We start from the raw sequence: 18,143 nt of genomic DNA, 5'->3' as shown, positions 1-18,143 counted from the left end.
TTGCAGCAGACAACCGCCAATCAGGCGTTGTGAACTCCCGAAGCATCGGATTGTGCTGCGCCAACCGCAATCAGCTCCGACAACAGGTCTCCCGTCAGAGCCTCCAGCGACTCACCGGCAAAGAATCGAGCTCGAATCAGCTCGAAATAGGGCGTCCCAGCTAGCCACGCATCCCACTCTACGTGCGACACCGCATGCAGCTCCAGAAGCTTGAACTTCATCAGCACCTTCATCGCGTGACGCGCGTGCTTCACTGGGGCGCGCTGCAGCCCAGCTAAGCGCTTGCGCGCCGTCAGCAACGCGCGCTCGACATCGGTAAAAACGCCTCCATGCCCTGGAATCATCTGGCGCGGCGACAACTTCTCGATTAAATCGAGTGTTGCCGCAATGTCACCGAACGAGGGCTCGCCCATTAGCTCTGGAAATGCGATGCCAAACCCGTTCTCCCAGAGCGCATCCGCTGAAATCAGAGTCCGCGACACCGGGTCGAACAGGATCACCGAGTGCGGATCGTGACCTGGAGCTCCATGCACTTGCCACGCGCTGTCTCCCAACAGGCATTCAGTGCCAGGCTCGAGCAGTCCGGTGAAACCAAAACGCGGACAACTCTGCCCCGTCGCAAGAAAACTCAGACCTTGCGCATCCCATCGCTCGACCAGCGCAGCCTCTCCAGGCGGAATGTCCGTTCGCACCGACGGGTAACGTTCCTGTAATGCCGCGTTCCCTCCGCAGTGATCGCTGTGCAGATGCGTGTTCAGCACCCGATCAAGCGGACGTTCACCCAACACCGACTCCACCAGCGCCAGCGTCTGATCGGCATGCGTGGCATAGCCGGTGTCGACCAGCGCCGTTTCCTCGGCTCCGACGAAGAGGATGTTGTTCGAAGACAGCCAGCCCCGCTCGAACACGACGACATTCGCCGGCAGCCCGGCGCTGGCTTCCCCGTGATGCCCCACGCGCTCAGGCACTGGCGCTGGTGCGCAGTTCGCGCCGCAGGATCTTCCCCACGTTGGTCTTGGGCAGCGACTCGCGGAACTCGATGTGCTTCGGCCGCTTGTAGCCGGTGAGCTGTCCGTTGCAGTACTGGAGCACGGCGTCTTCCGTCAACGTCGGGTCCTTGCGGACCACGAAGACCTTGATGGCTTCGCCTTGCTTCTCGTCCGGCACGCCCACGGCCGCGCACTCGACGACGCCAGGGCACAGCGAAATCACGTTCTCCAGCTCGTTGGGGAACACGTTGAAACCGCTCACGAGGATCATGTCCTTCTTGCGGTCGACGATCCGGCTGTAGCCGTCTTCCTGCATCACGGCGATGTCGCCGGTGCGCATGAAGCCGTCGGCCGTGAAGGCAGCCGCCGTCTCGGCGGGCTGGTTGTAGTAGCCGGTCATCACGTTCGGGCCCTTGATGCACAGCTCGCCCGCCTGGCCGATCGGCAGCGATTGGCCTTCATCGTCCTTGATCGCGATCTCAATGCTCGGCAACGGCAGGCCGATGGTGCCAGTGAACTTCGTGTTCGACACCGGGTTATTGGTGCCGATCGCGCAGGTCTCGCTCATGCCCCAGCCTTCGATCATCGGGCAGCCGGTGGCTTCGAACCACTTGCGCGCCGTGCCTTCGGAGGCAGCCATGCCACCGGCCTGCGAGACGAACAGCGTCGAAAAGTCGACCGTCTTGAACTCCGGGTGCATCAGCAGCGCATTGAACAGGGTGTTCACCGCCGGAAGCATGTGGAAGGGCCGCTTCTTCAGCACCGCGACGAACTTGTTGAAGTCGCGCGGGTTCGGAATCAGCGTCATGTGCGAGCCCTGGCGGATCACCAGCAGGCACAGCGTCAGCGCGAAGATGTGATACAGCGGCAGCGCGGCGATGCTGTTGACCTTCGCCAAGTCGCCGGCCCGCGCCAAAGCGGGCGTGAACCAGGCTTCGGCCTGCAGCGTGGCGGCCACGATGTTGCGGTGGGTCAGCACCGCACCCTTCGACAAACCGGTGGTGCCGCCCGTGTACTGCAGGAAGGCGATCGAATCGAGCGTGCTCTGGTCGGGCCCGAGCGTGCGCCCGCGGCCTTCGGCAATCGCCTGCTTGAACGGCGTGACCGTGCGGCCGTCGCTCAGCGGCAGCTTGTAGGGCGGCACCATCTTGGCCAGGTGGCGCACGGCCACCGTGATCCAGGCGCCGTACAGCCCGCCGAGCAGGTCGCCCATGGCGGTCATCACCACGTGCTTGACGGGCGTGCGCTCGATCACCTGTTCGAGCGTGGCGGCAAAGTTCTCGAGGATGACGATGGCGGTGGCGCCGGAGTCCTTGAGCTGGTGCTCCAGCTCGCGTGCTGTGTATAGCGGATTGACGTTGACGCAGGTGTAGCCCGCGCGCAGCACGGCGCACATCGTGACCGCGAACTGCGGCACGTTGGGCAGCATGATCGCCACCCGCGCACCGGGCGCGAGGCCTTGCGATTGCAGCCAGGCACCCATCGCCTTGGAGAGCGTGTCGAGCTCGCCGTACGACATCCAGCGCTCCATGCAGACCGAGAAGGGCCGGTCCTTGTAGCGGCCGAAGGCCTCGTCGAACATGTGAGGCAGGGAGCGGTACTGCTCCGGATGAATCTCGTGCGGCACGCCGGCCGGGTAGTTCTGTCGCGCGGATGTCTGCATGCAAGCTCCTTTGGCGCGGATTGTGGGAGCCAATGCCTCCCACCCGCCAGCGGGCTTGTCCTAGGGGCGCATACCCGGTGTCGCGCAGGCGATAGCCGCCGTGCGCGCGGGAGTCACACAGATGCCGATCAGGCGTTGCCGGATTCGCCCGGCAGCAGCACGCCGGCCGGGATGTCGGGCTGCACCTCGAGCGCGCGGTACAGCGGCGTGAAGTCGGGTGCTGTGAGATCGAAGAGCTGCGCGAAGTTCTCGATCACGAAGTAGTTGGCCTGGTAGGTGTCGATCTTGTATTGGGTGCGCATGGTGCGCAGCAGGTCGAGCGGAAGGCGGTGCGGCTCGGGGCTGCGCACCGCGTGCTGCAGCTCACCGACCGAGCTCAGGATGCCGGCGCCGTAGGCACGCAGGCCCTCGGGCTGGCGGATCAGGCCGAACTCGACCGTGTACCAGTACAGCCGCGCCAGCTTCTCGCCGGCGCCCAGCTCGTGCGCCTTGATGCCGCCCTGGCCGTAGCGCTGCACGTAGTCGGCGAAGGTCGGGTCGAACAGCATCGGCACGTGGCCGAACAGGTCGTGGAACACGTCGGGCTCGACGATGTAGTCGAACTCTTCGGGCTTGCGGATCCAGTCGGTCACCGGGAACTTGCGGTTCGCCAGCAGCGTGAAGAAAGGCAGCTCGGGAATCAGCCCCGGCACCGCGACGATCTCCCAGCCGGTGGCGCGGTGCAGGCGCTCGTTGAGTTCCTCGAAGCGCGGGATGCGGTCCTTCACGCCGAGCAGCGGCAGCGCCTTGATGAAGGCGTCGCAGGCCAGGCCCGTCAGCTGCGCGGCCTGGCGTTCGTACAGCCGCTTGTAGGTGTCATGGTCGGCCGCCGTGTAGCTGGCCCAGTCCTGCGGGCAGGTGTAGTCGGCTTGCACCGAACCGCCGCGCGAGTAGTCGCCGCGCGGCGGGCGATCGGAGGCGCCATAGACGGCGGGGGTGACAACGGCGGCGGGGGAATCCATGGGGCGTTCGGTTTCTCGGGTTACTTGAGCCAGCGGTCCATCACGCGCTGGAAGTCGCCGCCGGCTTGCTGCAGGTGCAGCCATTGGTCGACATACGATTTGAAAGCCACGTCGTCGCGCGGCAGCATCCAGGCCATCTCGCCGTACTGCAGCGGCTTGTCGGGGTTCACCGCGCACAGCCCGGGCTTGAGCTTCTGCTGCGTGATGGCCTCGGCCGATTCGGTGACGAACACGTCGGCGCGGTTGGCCAGGATCTCGTCGAAGATCGTGACGTTCTCGCCGTGCAGCGTGAGCCTGGCCTGCTTGAAGTTGGTGCGGGCGAAGCGTTCGTTGCTGCCGCCCGGGTTGAAGATCACGCGGGTCGACGGCTGGTCGATGGCCGCCACGCTCTGGTACTTGGCGACGTCGGCGCAGCGCGCGATGGGCGTCTTGCCGTTGACCATGTAGGGCGCGCTGAAGAAGGCGCGCTTCTGGCGGTCGGTGGTCACCGACACGCCGCCCACGGCGATGTCGCACTTGCCCGCGGCCAGGTCGGGCAGCAGGTTGGCCCACGTCGTCTTGACCCACTCGGGCTTCGCGCCGAGGCTGGCGCTGAAGCCCGTCATCAGGTCGACGTCGATGCCTTCGAACGAGGCGTCGGCCTTCTGGAAGCTGAAGGGCCGGTAGTCGCCCGGCGTGCAGATGCGCAGCACCGCCGCCTTCTGCACCGTGTCCAGGTGCGAGGCACCCGGGCCGGCCGCGGGCGGCGCCGAGGCGCAGCCCGAGAGCACGACCGCAGCGGCGGCTGCCGCGACAAAGGAAGTGACGACAGTCGAAGAAGACGCGTGGCGCATGCCGGGCTCCAGAGCAGTGGTGAAGCGCCTTATTTTGCGGCGCTCAGCACGCCACGGCGCATCTGGTCGAGCTCGATGCTCTCGAACAGCGCCTTGAAGTTGCCGTTGCCGAAGCCGTCGTCGCCCTTGCGCTGGATGAACTCGAAGAAGATCGGGCCCAGCTGGTTCTCGCTGAAGATCTGCAGCAGCAGCGCGTCCTTCTTGCCGTCGATCAGGATCTTGCGGCTCTTCAGCTCAGCCACGCTTTCGCCGTGGCCGGGAATGCGCTTGTCGATCAGCTCGTAGTAGGTGTCGATGGTGTCCAGCAGCGTCACGCCGTTGGCGCGCAGCGCGTCGACGCTCTCGTACAGGTTGTCCGAACCCATGGCGATGTGCTGGATGCCCTCGCCCTTGTACATGTCCAGGTACTCCTGGATCTGGCCGGCCTGTTCCTTGCCTTCTTCGTTGATCGGGATGCGGATCTTGCCGCAGGGGCTGGTCATGGCCTTGCTCTTCACGCCCGTCACCTGGCCTTCGATGTCGAAGTACTTCACTTCACGGAAGTTGAAGAGCTTCTCGTAGAAGTTGGCCCACACGTCCATGCGGCCGCGGTACACGTTGTGCGTCAGGTGGTCGATGTAGGTCAGGCCGTTGCCCTTGCGCGCGAGCGCGTCCTGCGACGACACGCCCGGCAGCGCCTCGAAGTCCACGTCGTAGAAGCCGATGTTGCCGATGTCGCCCGGCTGCGCGCCGTTCTTGCCGGGCCAGCGGTCCACCAGGTAGATCAGGCTGTCGCCGATGCCCTTGATGGCGGGGATGTTCAGCTCGCCCGGGCCGGCCTTGTCGGCGAAGCCCCAGGCGCCCAGCGCGGTGGCGCGTTCGTAGGCCTGCTTGGCGTCCTGCACGCGGAAGGCGATGGCGCACACGCTCGGGCCGTGCTCGCGCGCAAAACGCTGGGCGAACGAATCGGGCTCGGCGTTCAGGATGAAGTTGATCGTGCCCTGGCGGTACAGCAGCACGTTCTTGTGGCGGTGCTTGGCGATGGCCACGAAGCCCATGCGCTCGAACACCTTGCCCATCGCGACCGGATCGGGTGCCGCGTACTCGATGAATTCGAAGCCGTCGGTGCCCATCGGGTTCTCCCAGGGCGTGAAGGCGGGGGCGTCGGCGTGGCTCATGGATGCTGTCTCCGAAAAGTGGGGGAAAGTTGTGCAGAAAGGAAAACAAAGGCCCGGATTCGGGCCGTGCTGCACTGTAGGGCGGAAGGCGTTCAGGTTTTCTGCGTTTCTGGGCGCCCTGGGTGGTCATGACGCAGTAAAACTGCAAAAATGGCGAAATGGAAGCACTCGACAAGATAGATCGGCTCATTTTGCGCATGCTGCAAGCAGACGGCCGCGCCACCTACGACCAGATCGCGGAGCAGGTCAGCCTGTCGCCCAGCGCCGTGCTGCGGCGGGTCAAGCGGCTCGAAGAGCACAAGGTCATCGACCGCTACGTGGCCCTGGTCCAGCCCGAGGCGGTCGGCCTGGGCCTCACGGCCTACCTGAACGTGCGGCTCGAAAAGCACACCGAAACCCACAAGCGCAACCCCATGGACCTGTTCCGCGCCAGCGTGCAGACCTGGCCCGAGGTGGTCGAGTGCGCGGCCCTCACCGGCGACATGGATTACCTGCTGCGCGTGGTGGTGGCCGACATGGCGCACTACAGCCGCTTCATCATGGACACCCTGCTGAAGCACCCCAGCGTCGAAGACTGCAAGACCAGCTTCGTGCTCGATCGTGTCAAAGCCACAACATCTGTGCCCGTTTAACCACAAATTGGTTGCGTAAACACCACGGACTCTGGTATCGAGTCACGAATGCGTCCAGAAAGTGTCCTTGCGGGCTTGGTGATTAAGGGAAAACCCTTACATTGGGGCCATGCTTACCGCCAAGACCCTCCTCAAAGCGTCTCTCGGCCTCGGCTCTTTCCTGAAGGCGCCGATGGTTGAGGCGCAACCGCGCGCCGTCAGCGCGCCCCCGCCCGTCATGGTGCCGATTCGCTCGATCGGCCCGCGCGAACGCGAACGCATCGCGCGCCACCTGCTGGACCTGACGCCGCACGACCGCTACCTGCGCTTCGGTTATGCCGCGGCCGACGAGCAGGTTCTGCGCTATGTCGAAGGCCTGGACTTCGACCGCGACGAACTGTTCGGCATCTACAACCGCCGCCTTAATCTGATCGCGATGGCGCACGTGGCCTATGCGCCCGGCGACCAGCACAGCGACTGCGCCGAATTCGGCGTGTCCGTGTCGTCGCACGCCCGTGGCCGCGGCTACGGCGCGCGCCTGTTCGAGCGCGCCGTGGTTGCTGCGCGCAACGAAGGCGTGGGCATGCTCTTCATCCATGCGCTGAGCGAAAACGCCGCCATGCTCAAGATCGCCCGCAACGCCGGCGCCACCGTGGTGCGCAGCGGCTCGGAGTCGGAAGCGCACCTGCAGCTGCCCACCGCCACCTTCGACAGCCGCATGAGCGAGATCGCGCTGGAGCATTACGCCGCCGTCGATTTCGCGCTCAAGAGCCGCGCCAAGCAGTTCTGGGCCTTCCTGGCGAGCCTGCAGGAAGTGCGCAGCGGCATGCGCGACGCCCGTAGCAAATCGGCGCCTTGAGCGGGCAGGGCCGGCCTACGCCGGCCGGACGGTAGAGCCTGTCATGCGCAATCCGTTATCCTTGTCTCTCTTCAACTCCGCCCTCCCGCAGTGGCCGACCCTCACCCTGAACGCGCTCCCGTTGAACGGGAAGACAAGCGTGGCTTTCTCCAGAAGCTCGCCGAATTCATCCACCCCGGCCCCGATTCGCGCGACGAGCTGATCGAAACCCTCGCCGATGCCGAGGACAACGAGGTGATCGGCGCCGAATCGCGCGTGATGCTCGAAGGCGTGTTGCGCATGGCCGACATGACGGCCGGTGACGTGATGGTCGCCGCCCCGCGCATGGACCTCGTGAACATCGACGCGCCCTTCGACGCGCTGCTGCACGCCGTGATCCAGACCGCGCACTCGCGCTTTCCGGTCTACGAGGGCGAAAAAGAAAACATCATCGGCATCCTGCTCGCGAAAGACCTGCTCAAGCTGCAGCGCGCGCCGGGCCTGAACATCCGCGCCTTGCTGCGTCCGGCCACCTTCGTGCCCGAGAGCAAGGGCCTGAACGACCTGCTGCGCGAATTCCGCGGCAACCGCAACCACCTGGCCATCGTCATCGACGAGTTCGGCCGCGTGGCCGGCCTCATCACCATCGAGGACGTGCTCGAGCAGATCGTCGGCGAGATCGAGGACGAGTTCGACATCGCCGAAGACGAGGGCGACATCTTCGGCCTGGCCGACCACACCTACCGCGTCTCGGGCGACACGCCCATCGAGCGCGTGGCCGAGGCCTTCGGCATCGTCTTCAATGAGGAACAGCTGAGCGAAGACTTCGACACCATCGGCGGACTCATCGCGCACGAGATGGGCCACGTGCCCAAGCGCGGCGAGCACCACGCCATCGGCGGCTTCGACTTCGTCGTGCTGCACACCAAGGGCGGCGCGGTGCGCTGGTTCCGGGTGTCGCCGGCGCGCGGCGGCGACGCGGCCGACTGATGCCGGCGCCCGCAGCAGCGGCCCCGGCCCGCGTCTCGCCCACCTCTCCCCCTTCCTCCGCCGCCTCCGGGCTGCTTCGCCTGCTCGGCTTCGGCCTGGCGGGCGTGGCGCAGGCCCTGTCCATCGCTTGGCCGGGTGAGGGCCGTCCGCTGTGGTGGCTGCAGTTGCTGTCGCTGGCCGGGCTGGTCTGGCTGCTCGACGGCCTGCGCGCGCAGGGCGCGGGCTGGCGCCGCGCCGGCCTGCACGGCTGGGTGTTCGCTACCGCCTGGCTCACCGGCAGCTTCTGGTGGCTCTTCATCTCGATGCACACCTACGGCGGGCTGCCGGCGCCGCTGGCGGTGATCGCCGTGCTCGCGCTGGCTGCGGCGCTCGGGCTCTACTACGCCGTGGCCTGCGCCTGGTTCGTGGTGCGCGGGCCGACGGGGCGCGTCGCGGGGGCCTTCGTGTTCGCGGCGCTGTGGACGCTGGCCGAGCTCGTGCGCGGCAGCTGGTTCACCGGTTTTCCCTGGGGCGCGGGCGGCTACGCCCATGTCGACGGCCCGCTGGCCGCGCTGGCACCGTGGGTCGGCGTGTACGGCATCGGCGCCGCGGCGGCACTGGCCGTGGCGCTGGTCGCGCGGCGCCTGCCGCTGCGCGGCGTGGTGCCGACGGCGCTGGCTGCAGCGCTGCTCGCCGCGGTCTTCGTGCTGCCGAATCGGGTCTCGCCATTGCCCGCTGACGCACGCGGCGCGCAGGGCGCGACCGGCACGCTGCAGGTCGCGCTGCTGCAGGGCAACATCCCGCAGGACGAGAAATTCATTCCGGGCGGCGGCATCGAAACCGCGCTGCGCTGGTACGCCGAACAGCTGCGCGACGCCAAGGCCCAGCTCGTGGTCACACCCGAAACGGCGCTGCCGCTGCTGCCGCGCCAGCTGCCCGCCGGCTACCTCGACGCCATCCAGGAACGCTACGGCCAGCCGGGCTCGCAGCAGGCCGCCATCGTCGGCCTGCCGCTCGGCGACGGGCCGGGCACCTACCGCAACGCCGTGCTCGGCTTCATGCCCGGCGGCGCGGCGCAGCCCTACGCCTACAGCAAGCACCACCTCGTGCCCTTCGGCGAATTCATTCCGCCGGGCTTTCGCTGGTTCATCCGCATGATGAGCATCCCGCTGGGCGACTTCGAGCGCGGCGGGCTGGCGCAGGCGCCCTTCGTCTGGCAGGGCCAGCGCATCGCGCCCAACATCTGCTACGAAGACTTGTTCGGTGATGAGATCGGCGCGAACTTCCGCGACGAGGCCACGGCGCCGACTGTCCTGCTCAACGTCAGCAACATCGCCTGGTTCGGCGACTCGGTCGCCATCGACCAGCACTTGGCCATCTCGCGCATGCGCGCGCTCGAGTTTGCGCGGCCGATGGTGCGTTCCACCAACACCGGCGCCACCGTGGTGATCGACGCCGCAGGCCGCGTCACGCACGAGCTGCCGCGCCTCACGCGCGGCGTGCTCGAGGCGCCAGTCGAAGGCCGTCGCGGGCTCACGCCCTTCGCGCGCTGGGTCGCGCCCTTCGGCCTGTGGCCGCTGTGGATCGCGGCGCTGGCGATCGTCGTGCTGGGCGCGGTCTTCTTCCGGCCCGGGCGCACCCGGGGCTGAGGCGCACCGGCGGATGCGCATTCGACGTCGTCGCCCATGAAGCACCACCACCGCCCCAAGCCCGCCGCGCCACCCGCTGTTGATGGCGCAGGCGACCTCCGTACCAGGGGCTCGGTGCTCGAAGTCTTTCTCGCTTTCCTGAAGCTCGGCCTGACCTCTTTCGGCGGTCCGGTGGCGCACCTGGGCTACTTCCGCACGGAGTTCGTGGAGCGCCGCAAGTGGCTCGACGACAAGCGCTATTCCGACCTCGTGGCGCTGTGCCAGTTCCTGCCCGGTCCCGCGAGCAGCCAGGTCGGCATCGCCCTGGGGCTCGGCCGTGCGGGCTGGGGCGGGGCGCTGGCGGCGTGGCTCGGGTTCACGCTGCCGTCCGCCGTGGCGCTCATCCTTTTTGCGGCGGGCGTCACGCATTGGTCGGGTCTCGCGCAATCGGGCGCGGTGCACGGGCTGAAGGTCGTCGCGGTGGCCGTCGTCGCGCAGGCGGTGTGGGGAATGGCGAAGTCGCTGTGCCCCGACCGGTTGCGCGCGGGCGTGGCCGTCGTCGCGGCGCTGCTGGTGCTTGCGGTGCCTTCGGCCATGGGGCAGATCGCCGCCATCGTCGCCGGGGGCGTCGTCGGCCGATGGGCGCTGCCGTCCGGCCACCTGCCCGCCGCGCAGCACCGCGACCACGGCGTGCGCAAGGCGACCGGCGCTGCGCTGCTGGGCCTGTTCGCCGCGCTGCTCGTCGCACTGCCGATGCTGGCCGCGGCGACGCAGTGGCCGCCGCTGTCCGTCATCGCGTCCTTCTACCGGTCGGGCGCGCTGGTGTTCGGCGGCGGCCACGTCGTGCTGCCCTTGCTGCAGGCGGGCGTGGTGCCGACGGGCCTGGTCTCGAACGACGTGTTCCTGGCGGGCTACGGCGCAGCGCAGGCCGTGCCGGGGCCTTTGTTCACCTTCGCGGCCTTCCTCGGCGCCGCCATGCCGGGGCCGTTCGGCGGTTGGGTGGGCGGCTTGGCGCTGCTGCTGGCCATCTTCCTGCCGGCCTTCCTGCTGGTGGCGGGTGCGCTGCCGTTCTGGGAGACGCTGCGCCAGCGCGACGGCGTCCAGCGCGCGATGGCGGGTGTCAACGCGGCGGTCGTCGGCGTGCTGCTCGCCGCGCTCTACGACCCGGTGTGGACGAGCGCCATCCACTCGAAGGCCGACTTCGGGCTGGCGCTGGCGGCGTTCGGCTTGCTGGTCTACGCGCGCCTGTCGCCGGTGTGGGTGGTCGGCCTGGCGGCGGTGGCGGGCTGGCTGCTGGCCCTCTAAGGCCGGCGCATGACCGCATGCCATGCCGGCATGCAGCGGCATGGCATGCGGGCATGGTTCATGTATCTTCCTCGCCGCCTCGAGAAATCATCCTCAAACCAAGGAGCCCGTATGTACTTTTCTACCCATTTCCGTGCCTTTGCGGCCGGTGCCGCACTGCTCGCGGCCAGCGCGCTCGCGCAGGCCCAGCAGGCGCTGCCCAACGTGGTGATCCTGGCGACCGGCGGCACCATCGCCGGTGCCGGCGCCTCGGCCGTCAACAGCGCGACCTACGCGGCCGCCAAGGTCGGCGTCGAGAAGCTCATCGCCGGCCTGCCCGAGCTTTCCAAGGTCGCCAATGTGCGCGGCGAGCAGGTGTTCCAGGTCGCATCGGAAAGCCTCACCAACGACAACCTGATGACGCTGGCCAAGCGCGTTTCGGCGCTGTCCAAGCAGTCGGACGTGGACGGCATCGTCATCACCCACGGCACCGACACGCTGGAAGAAACCGCCTACTTCCTGACGCTGACCGTGCACACCAACAAGCCGATCGTGGTGGTCGGTTCGATGCGCCCGGGCACGGCCCTGTCGGCCGACGGCGCGCTCAACCTGTACGACGCCGTGAACGTGGCGGGCAGCAAGGACGCGATGGGCAAGGGCGTGCTGGTGACGATGGGCGACAACATCGACACCGGCCGCGACGTGAGCAAGAACGTCAACATCAAGACCAGCGCGTTCTCCAGCCAGTGGGGTCCGCTGGGCATGATCGTCGAGGGCAAGAACTACTGGTTCCGCGCGCCGGTCAAGCGCCACACCACGAACTCGGAGTTCAACATCGACAGCATCACCGCGCTGCCGCCGGTCGAGATCGCGATGGGCTACGAAGGCGTGTCGTCGGTGGCCATCGACGCGATCGCCAAGAGCGGCGCCAAGGCGCTGATCCACGGCGGCACGGGCAATGGCTCGGTGGCCGACCGCATCGTGCCGAACCTGCAGAAGGCACGCACCGACGGCGTGATCGTCATCCGCAGCTCGCGCGTGCCCGAAGGCTTCGTGATCCGCAACGCCGAGCAGCCCGACGACAAGTACGACTGGGTGGTGGCGCACGACCTGCGTCCGCAGAAGGCGCGCATCTTGGCGATGGTGGCCTTGACCAAGACCAACAACACGAAAGAGCTTCAGCGCATCTTCTGGGAGTACTGATCGACGATCAGCGCGCGGTGCGGCGCTTGCGGTGCCGCGCGTATTCCAGGCTGCTCACGCACACCAGCAGCCAGCCCAGGCCGGTCAGCAGGCCGGCCGCGACATCGCTCGCGAAGTGCACCTGCAGGAAGATCCGGCTGCAGGCGATGGTGACGATGGCCGCCACCGCGGCCATGGCGGCCGGCACATGCCAGCGCGTCGGCAGCAGCCGCAGCGCCAGGTACAGCAGCATCCCGTAGCTCACGATCGCGCCCGCGCTATGGCCGCTGGGAAAGCTGAAGCTCGTTTCCAAGGCCAGCCCGTGGTCGTGCACCGGCCGGGCCCGCGCAAAGATGTGCTTGAGCGCAGGGTTCAGCACCACGATGCCGCCGAGCGCGGTCACCCAGCCCAGCGCCAGGCCGCGGTGCGCGTGGCGCCACAGCAGCAGCGCGACCAGCCCGCACACGGGCGCGAGCAGTTGCGCGTCGCCCAGGTGCGTGAGCCAGCTGAAGCTCACGAGCGCGCCCCACGGCACATGGGCGGCGATGGCGTCGGCCAGCGCCTGGTCGGCGCGACCCATGGTGCGGCCGTCGCCCAGGTGCGAGGCGATCCATGCAACCAGAAAAGCCGCTGCAAGGATCAGCACGAAGCCCAGGCCCAAGCCGAGCGCCAGGCGCGATTCGTCAGGCTCGCCGGTGTCGGGCAGCGGATGGCGCCGTTGCAGCATCCGGCAGGCGAGGCCGGCGCCGAGCACCGAGACGGTCAGCGCGAGCGCGAACCAGGCCAGGGCGTGTTCGCCCAGCTGCTGTGCAAGAAGAACCAAGGGGGCTGAAGAAGAAAGAAGAAGGGTGTCCGCAGGAGGCATGCGGCGCAACCCTAAGGGGCCGTCGCGCGGCTGGCAAGCGGAAGCCGCAATAGGTCGACGCGCGTGAAGGCTTTGTCTGCCGCCGAATGGTCCCAGCGTTCGACCACGCACACGCGCTGCGCGCCGTCGCCGGACGCTTCCGTGCGCAGCACGTTCACCGAATTGGGCGCATCCCAGCGCACGCGCGTCGACACGGCGGTGCCGGCCTGCACCGCCCAGGCCGTGGGCGGGCAGCCCGGAAAGCGCTCGTCCAGCGGGCGCACGAAAGGCAGGTGGATGTGGCCGCCGACGATCAGGTCGGCGCCCGCCGCCGTCCAGCGCGCGACCGCCGCCGCGCGCCCGTGCAGGCGGTTCTGCCGGTCTTCGGGCCGCGTCACCAGCACCGGCTGGTGCGTCACGACCACGCGCACCTGCCGGGGCGAAGCCTGTGCCAGCCGCGCCGCCACGCGCTCGACCTGCGCGGGTGACACCTCGCCGTCCTCGTGCCGGTACCAGCGCGTCGTGTTGACCGTGACCACCAGCCAGTCGTCGCAGGCGAACACCGGCTCCAGGTCGGCGCCGAAGGCCTCGGTGTAGCGGCCGTAGGGCGAGAAGACGCGCGCCGCCAGCTGGAACAGCGGGATGTCGTGGTTGCCCGGAATCGCGACCACCGGCGCCGCGAGCCGCTCGGCAAAGGCGCGCGCCGCCGCGAACTGGCGGCGCGTGGCGCGCTGCGTGATGTCGCCCGACAGCAGCACCGCCTGCGGCGCGAGCGCGTGCGCCAGGCGTTCGAGCGCCTGCAGCACCTCGGGCTGCTCGGTGCCGAAGTGCGGGTCGGACACTTGCAGCAGGCAGGTCATGGCCGCGCCGCCTCCAGCTCGGGCGCGCTGTCGGGCCGCACCAGCCACAGCGGGTCGGGCGCCACGCGGAACAGCAAGGGCATGTCGACCCAGTCGATCTCGCCGTCGGTGGCGATCTTCACGCGGCGCGGCGTGCGCAGCCGGCCGGCCTTCACCGTCATCGACTCGAAGGGAAAGCTCAGCACCTCGTCGGCATCGCCCAGCCGCCCGAGCGCACCGCGCACCAGCAGCCCCGGCATCGACAGCAGGCCGACCGGCTTGAGCGCCACCGCGGTCAGCCGGCCCTGCTCGGGCGCCTCGGCGTGGTCGACGCCCGCCTGCATCAGCTGCAACGGGTTGTTGCCCACGAACAGCGTGGGCGTGCGGATGTCGCGCTCGTGGCCGTGCGAGGCGATGCGCAGCTGCCAGTGGCGATGGCGCCCGCGCAGCACCGTGAGCAGGCCCGAATAGAAAGCGATCCAGCGGTGGCGGCCGAAGCGTGCCTTGTGGCTCTCGCGCTCCTCCAGCAGGTCGGCATACAGGCCCATGCTGGCATTCACCAGGAACACGCGGTCGTTCACCAGCCCCACCTGCACGGCCCGGGGCTGCTGCGCCAGCAGCACCTGCAGCGCCTGCGCCGTGTCGCGCGGGATGCCGTGGGTGCGGCTGAAGTAGTTGAAGGTGCCCTGCGGCAGCACGCCGAAGGGGCAGCCGCTGCCCAGCGTGGCCTGGGCCACGGCGTTGATGGTGCCGTCGCCGCCCGCGGCCACCACCACGCCACCCACGGCCCGGGCCCGTTCGACCGCCTCGCGCGCCAGCGCCTGCACGCGGCCGGGGCCGTCCACGAGGAACACGCGGTGCCGGCGGCCGTCCGCGGCAAAGGCGTCGTCGATGACCTGCCGGGCCTGCGCGGCGTCTTCGCTGCCGGAGCCGGCGTTGAGCACGATGAAAAACGGGGTGTCGGGGCCGATGTGGGGCGATGCCATGCAGTGAGAGAGGGGGAAAGCGCAGGAAAGTGCCGAAAGCGGCGGGAAACGCAAAAAAGCGTGCGGGGCCGGGCTTTGTCCCACAGCCGCACGGGCTGTCGCGGCAGCCGGCATCCCGAGCGGCTGTGGGAGAGATGCCCTCCCGCGAACGTAAAATCGTCGCCTTTCGCGGCGTGTGCCGCGCCACCGTCCCGTCCAATGTCCGGCCCCCGACGCCGGCCAGCTTCATGTTGACCTTCCAGCAAATCATTCTCAAACTGCAGTCGTACTGGGCCGACAAGGGCTGTGCGCTGCTGCAACCGTACGACATGGAAGTGGGCGCGGGCACCTCGCACACCGCCACCTTCCTGCGCGCGCTCGGCCCCGAGCCCTGGAAGGCCGCCTACGTGCAGCCCAGCCGCCGCCCCAAGGACGGCCGCTACGGCGAGAACCCCAACCGCCTGCAGCACTACTACCAGTACCAGGTCGTGCTCAAGCCTGCGCCCAGCAACATCCTCGAGCTCTACCTAGGCAGCCTCGAGGCCCTGGGCTTCGACCTGAAGAAGAACGACATCCGCTTCGTCGAGGACGACTGGGAGAACCCCACGCTCGGCGCCTGGGGCCTGGGCTGGGAGGTCTGGCTCAACGGCATGGAAGTGACGCAGTTCACCTACTTCCAGCAGGTCGGCGGCATCGACTGCAAGCCCATCACCGGCGAGATCACCTACGGCCTGGAGCGCCTGGCCATGTACCTGCAGGGCGTGGACAACGTCTACAACCTGACCTGGACCGACGGCCTGAGCTACGGCGACGTCTACAAGCAGAACGAGGTCGAGCAGTCGACCTACAACTTCGAGCACAGCGACGCCGAGTTCCTCTTCACCGCCTTCAATGCGCACGAAAAGCAGGCCAAGCACCTCATGACCGAGCAGCTCGCGCTGCCGGCCTACGAGCAGGTGCTCAAGGCCGCGCACAGCTTCAACCTGCTGGACGCGCGCGGCGCCATCAGCGTGACCGAGCGCGCGGCCTACATCGGCCGCATCCGCAACCTCGCGCGCAGCGTGGCGCAGAGCTACTACGACAGCCGCGAACGCCTGGGCTTCCCGATGGCCCCGCGCGAGTGGGTGGCGCAGATGCCCCCGAAGAAAGCCGCCTGAGCGATGACGACCCCCATGAACAACAAGAACTCCCTGCTGGTTGAACTGTTTGTCGAAGAGCTGCCGCCCAAGGCGCTGAAGAAGCTCGGCGAGGCGTTCGCGGGCGTGCTGCGCGACCAGCTCGTGGCCCAAGGCCTGGCCGAGGCCGGCTCGGTGCTCACGCCCTACGCGTCGCCGCGCCGCCTGGCCGCGCACCTCACGCACGTGGCCGAGCGCGCCGCCGACAAGGCCGTGTCGCAAAAGCTCATGCCCGTGGCCGTGGGGCTCGATGCCTCGGGCCAACCGACGCCCGCGCTGCTCAAGCGCCTGGCCGCGCTCGGCGCCGACGCCTCGGCCGTGCCCGGCCTCAAGCGCGCCATGGACGGCAAGGCCGAAGCCCTGTTCTACGAAAGCACCGCCAAGGGCGCCACGCTGGCCGAAGGCCTGCAGAAGGCCCTGGCCGAAGCCATCGCCAAGCTGCCGATCCCCAAGGTCATGAGCTACCAGCTCGAAAGCGGCTGCGAGCTGCCCGGCTGGAGCAGCGTGAGCTTCGTGCGCCCCGCGCACGGCCTCGTGGCATTGCATGGCGACACCGTGGTGCCCATCGAGGCGCTGGGCCTGAAGGCCGGCCGCGAGACGCACGGCCATCGCTTCGAAGCGGCGGTCGACCCCGTGGTGCTGCGCGATGCCAACAGCTATGCCCTGCAGCTGCAGGACGACGGGGCCGTCATCGCCAGCTTTGAAGCGCGCCGCGCCGAAATCGCACGCCAGCTCGCGGCCGCTGCCGTGACGGTGGGCGGCGGCTCGGTGCCGATCCACGACGATGCGCTGCTCGACGAAGTCACGGCGCTGGTCGAGCGCCCCAACGTGCTGGTCTGCAGCTTCGAGCGCGAGTTCCTCGAAGTGCCACAGGAGTGCCTCATCCTCACGATGAAGGCCAACCAGAAGTACTTCCCGCTGCTCGACGCGCAAGCCAAGCTCACCAACAAGTTCCTCGTCGTGAGCAACATCAGCCCCGACGACGCGAGCGCCGTGACCGGCGGCAACGAGCGCGTGGTGCGCCCGCGCCTGGCCGACGCCAAGTTCTTCTTCGACCAGGACCGCAAGAAATCGCTGGCCTCGCGCGTCGAGTCGCTGGGCAAGGTGGTCTATCACAACAAGCTCGGCACGCAGGGCGAACGCGTGCAACGCGTGATGCACATCGCGCGCGGCATTGCCGAAAAACTCGGCGACGCGACGCTGGCCGCGCAGGCGACCCAGGCCGCGCAACTGGCCAAGGCCGACCTCGTGACCGACATGGTCGGCGAGTTCCCCGAGCTGCAGGGCACCATGGGCCGCTACTACGCGCTGCACGATGGCCTGGATGCCGCGGTGGCCGACGCCATCGAAGACCACTACAAGCCGCGCTTCGCCGGCGACGAGCTGCCGCGCAACAGCGTGGGCCTCGTGGTCGCGCTGGCCGACAAGCTCGAGACGCTGGTCGGCATGTTCGGCATCGGCAACCTGCCCACCGGCGACCGCGACCCGTTCGCGCTGCGCCGCCACGCGCTGGGCGTGATCCGCATGCTGATCGAGAAAGACCTCGCGCTGGGGCTCGACGCCCTGCTGCAGGACGCCGCCGCGCAGTTCAGCGCCATCGACGGTTTCGACAGCAGCAAGGCCACCGTCGAGCTGCGCGACTTCATCCTCGACCGCCTCGCCGGCAGCCTGCGCGAGCAGGGCGCCAGCGCCCAGGAAGTCGACGCCGTGCTGGCCCCACTGCCGCAGCGCCTGGGCGAAGTGCCCAAGCTGTTGGCCGCCGTGCGCGCCTTTGCCGCACTGCCCGCCGCCGCCGCGCTGGCCGCCGCCAACAAGCGCATCGGCAACATCCTGAAGAAGGCGCCCGAGGCCGATGCGCACGTCAGCGAACTCCTGCTGCAGGAGCCCGCCGAGAAGGCGCTGCACGCCGCCATGGCGCAGGTCGTGCCCGCCGCCAACGCCCAGTTCGACGCGGGCGACTACACCGGCTCGCTGCAGACGCTGGCCGCGCTGCGCGAACCGGTCGATGCGTTCTTCACGGACGTGATGGTGAATGCCGAGCAGGCCGACCTGCGGCTGAACCGCCTGGGCCTGCTGATGTCGCTGCACAGCGCGATGAACCGCGTGGCGCAGCTCGAGCGGCTGGCTGTCTGACCCCGTGCCCCATCCCTCCACCAGGAGCGGTT

Annotated in this window: 16 protein-coding genes; 8 read left to right on the top strand and 8 right to left on the bottom strand. The window is 68.3% G+C overall.

The annotated features are described in order from the left end of the window. Positions 1-20: 20 nt before the first annotated feature. The 5 genes from AC1RAA_RS30935 to hppD all read right to left on the bottom strand — a co-directional run bounded on the left by AC1RAA_RS30935 (position 21) and on the right by hppD (position 5,643). The gene (locus AC1RAA_RS30935; RefSeq protein WP_492730598.1) at positions 21-968 is read right to left on the bottom strand and encodes an MBL fold metallo-hydrolase; all 948 of its coding nucleotides are present in this window, start codon (positions 966-968) and stop codon (positions 21-23) included. Beyond that, complete coding sequence (locus AC1RAA_RS30930) at positions 961-2,652, bottom strand: AMP-binding protein (RefSeq protein ID WP_492730600.1); 1,692 nt, start codon at positions 2,650-2,652, stop codon at positions 961-963. The genes AC1RAA_RS30935 and AC1RAA_RS30930 overlap by 8 nt, the downstream gene beginning before the upstream one ends. A gap of 128 nt (positions 2,653-2,780) precedes the next feature. Beyond that, entirely contained in the window at positions 2,781-3,653 is an 873-nt protein-coding gene (gene phhA, locus AC1RAA_RS30925; protein ID WP_139701333.1) for a phenylalanine 4-monooxygenase, read from the bottom strand. Between the two features lie 20 nt (positions 3,654-3,673). Further along, entirely contained in the window at positions 3,674-4,486 is an 813-nt protein-coding gene (locus AC1RAA_RS30920) for a transporter substrate-binding domain-containing protein (RefSeq protein ID WP_070062949.1), read from the bottom strand. Positions 4,487-4,515: 29 nt separating this feature from the next. Beyond that, positions 4,516-5,643: a 4-hydroxyphenylpyruvate dioxygenase gene (gene hppD / locus AC1RAA_RS30915; RefSeq protein ID WP_062482244.1), complete on the bottom strand. Its 1,128-nt coding sequence runs from the start codon at positions 5,641-5,643 to the stop codon at positions 4,516-4,518. Positions 5,644-5,801: 158 nt separating this feature from the next. Between hppD and AC1RAA_RS30910 the strand changes: the two genes are divergently transcribed. The 6 genes from AC1RAA_RS30910 (at position 5,802) to AC1RAA_RS30885 (ending at position 12,176) form a co-directional block, all read left to right on the top strand. Next, a complete protein-coding gene (locus AC1RAA_RS30910; RefSeq protein WP_062482247.1) occupies positions 5,802-6,275 on the top strand; it encodes an Lrp/AsnC family transcriptional regulator in 474 nt (157 codons plus the stop codon). Between the two features lie 109 nt (positions 6,276-6,384). Further along, entirely contained in the window at positions 6,385-7,113 is a 729-nt protein-coding gene (locus AC1RAA_RS30905; protein ID WP_492730603.1) for a GNAT family N-acetyltransferase, read from the top strand. Between the two features lie 90 nt (positions 7,114-7,203). Then, positions 7,204-8,082 carry a CorC family transporter gene (locus tag AC1RAA_RS30900; protein WP_062482253.1) on the top strand — a complete coding sequence of 293 codons (879 nt, stop codon included), beginning with the start codon at positions 7,204-7,206 and terminating at the stop codon, positions 8,080-8,082. Then, entirely contained in the window at positions 8,082-9,710 is a 1,629-nt protein-coding gene (gene lnt / locus AC1RAA_RS30895; protein ID WP_492730605.1) for an apolipoprotein N-acyltransferase, read from the top strand. The genes AC1RAA_RS30900 and lnt overlap by 1 nt, the downstream gene beginning before the upstream one ends. A gap of 36 nt (positions 9,711-9,746) precedes the next feature. After that, positions 9,747-10,994 (top strand): chromate efflux transporter, encoded by a 1,248-nt coding sequence (chrA, locus tag AC1RAA_RS30890; RefSeq protein ID WP_492730607.1) that lies wholly within the window; start codon positions 9,747-9,749, stop codon positions 10,992-10,994. A gap of 111 nt (positions 10,995-11,105) precedes the next feature. Beyond that, positions 11,106-12,176 (top strand): asparaginase, encoded by a 1,071-nt coding sequence (locus tag AC1RAA_RS30885; RefSeq protein ID WP_492730608.1) that lies wholly within the window; start codon positions 11,106-11,108, stop codon positions 12,174-12,176. 7 nt (positions 12,177-12,183) lie between these two features. Here the strand turns inward: AC1RAA_RS30885 and AC1RAA_RS30880 are convergent, their stop codons facing one another. The 3 genes from AC1RAA_RS30880 to AC1RAA_RS30870 are packed head-to-tail and all read right to left on the bottom strand — an operon-like array spanning position 12,184 to position 14,824. Beyond that, the gene (locus AC1RAA_RS30880) at positions 12,184-12,978 is read right to left on the bottom strand and encodes a phosphatase PAP2 family protein (protein ID WP_492730610.1); all 795 of its coding nucleotides are present in this window, start codon (positions 12,976-12,978) and stop codon (positions 12,184-12,186) included. Positions 12,979-13,031: 53 nt separating this feature from the next. Then, the gene (locus AC1RAA_RS30875) at positions 13,032-13,859 is read right to left on the bottom strand and encodes a metallophosphoesterase family protein (protein ID WP_492730612.1); all 828 of its coding nucleotides are present in this window, start codon (positions 13,857-13,859) and stop codon (positions 13,032-13,034) included. Beyond that, positions 13,856-14,824 (bottom strand): diacylglycerol/lipid kinase family protein, encoded by a 969-nt coding sequence (locus AC1RAA_RS30870; protein ID WP_492687425.1) that lies wholly within the window; start codon positions 14,822-14,824, stop codon positions 13,856-13,858. Before AC1RAA_RS30870 ends, AC1RAA_RS30875 begins: the two co-directional genes overlap by 4 nt. A 227-nt stretch (positions 14,825-15,051) precedes the next feature. Between AC1RAA_RS30870 and glyQ the strand changes: the two genes are divergently transcribed. Then, positions 15,052-15,960: a glycine--tRNA ligase subunit alpha gene (gene glyQ / locus AC1RAA_RS30865; protein ID WP_056577308.1), complete on the top strand. Its 909-nt coding sequence runs from the start codon at positions 15,052-15,054 to the stop codon at positions 15,958-15,960. A 15-nt stretch (positions 15,961-15,975) separates the two neighbouring features. Next, a complete protein-coding gene (gene glyS / locus AC1RAA_RS30860; RefSeq protein WP_447748859.1) occupies positions 15,976-18,111 on the top strand; it encodes a glycine--tRNA ligase subunit beta in 2,136 nt (711 codons plus the stop codon). Positions 18,112-18,143 lie beyond the last annotated feature (32 nt).

It is taken from the genome of Variovorax sp. GW823-FHT04F07 (assembly GCF_058795995.1).
This window is presented reverse-complemented; position numbering and strand designations above follow the sequence as displayed.

What these genes read in the sequence shown, in the direction of transcription:
- AC1RAA_RS30930 (WP_492730600.1), bottom strand. Translation starts at nt 2,652, where the DNA reads ATGCAGACATCCGCGCGACAGAACTACCCGGCCGGCGTGCCGCACGAG.
- hppD (WP_062482244.1), bottom strand. Translation starts at nt 5,643, where the DNA reads ATGAGCCACGCCGACGCCCCCGCCTTCACGCCCTGGGAGAACCCGATG.
- AC1RAA_RS30905 (WP_492730603.1), top strand. Translation starts at nt 6,385, where the DNA reads ATGCTTACCGCCAAGACCCTCCTCAAAGCGTCTCTCGGCCTCGGCTCT.
- AC1RAA_RS30910 (WP_062482247.1), top strand. Translation starts at nt 5,802, where the DNA reads ATGGAAGCACTCGACAAGATAGATCGGCTCATTTTGCGCATGCTGCAA.
- phhA (WP_139701333.1), bottom strand. Translation starts at nt 3,653, where the DNA reads ATGGATTCCCCCGCCGCCGTTGTCACCCCCGCCGTCTATGGCGCCTCC.
- AC1RAA_RS30870 (WP_492687425.1), bottom strand. Translation starts at nt 14,824, where the DNA reads ATGGCATCGCCCCACATCGGCCCCGACACCCCGTTTTTCATCGTGCTC.
- lnt (WP_492730605.1), top strand. Translation starts at nt 8,082, where the DNA reads ATGCCGGCGCCCGCAGCAGCGGCCCCGGCCCGCGTCTCGCCCACCTCT.
- chrA (WP_492730607.1), top strand. Translation starts at nt 9,747, where the DNA reads ATGAAGCACCACCACCGCCCCAAGCCCGCCGCGCCACCCGCTGTTGAT.
- AC1RAA_RS30885 (WP_492730608.1), top strand. Translation starts at nt 11,106, where the DNA reads ATGTACTTTTCTACCCATTTCCGTGCCTTTGCGGCCGGTGCCGCACTG.
- glyQ (WP_056577308.1), top strand. Translation starts at nt 15,052, where the DNA reads ATGTTGACCTTCCAGCAAATCATTCTCAAACTGCAGTCGTACTGGGCC.
- AC1RAA_RS30875 (WP_492730612.1), bottom strand. Translation starts at nt 13,859, where the DNA reads ATGACCTGCCTGCTGCAAGTGTCCGACCCGCACTTCGGCACCGAGCAG.
- glyS (WP_447748859.1), top strand. Translation starts at nt 15,976, where the DNA reads ATGAACAACAAGAACTCCCTGCTGGTTGAACTGTTTGTCGAAGAGCTG.
- AC1RAA_RS30920 (WP_070062949.1), bottom strand. Translation starts at nt 4,486, where the DNA reads ATGCGCCACGCGTCTTCTTCGACTGTCGTCACTTCCTTTGTCGCGGCA.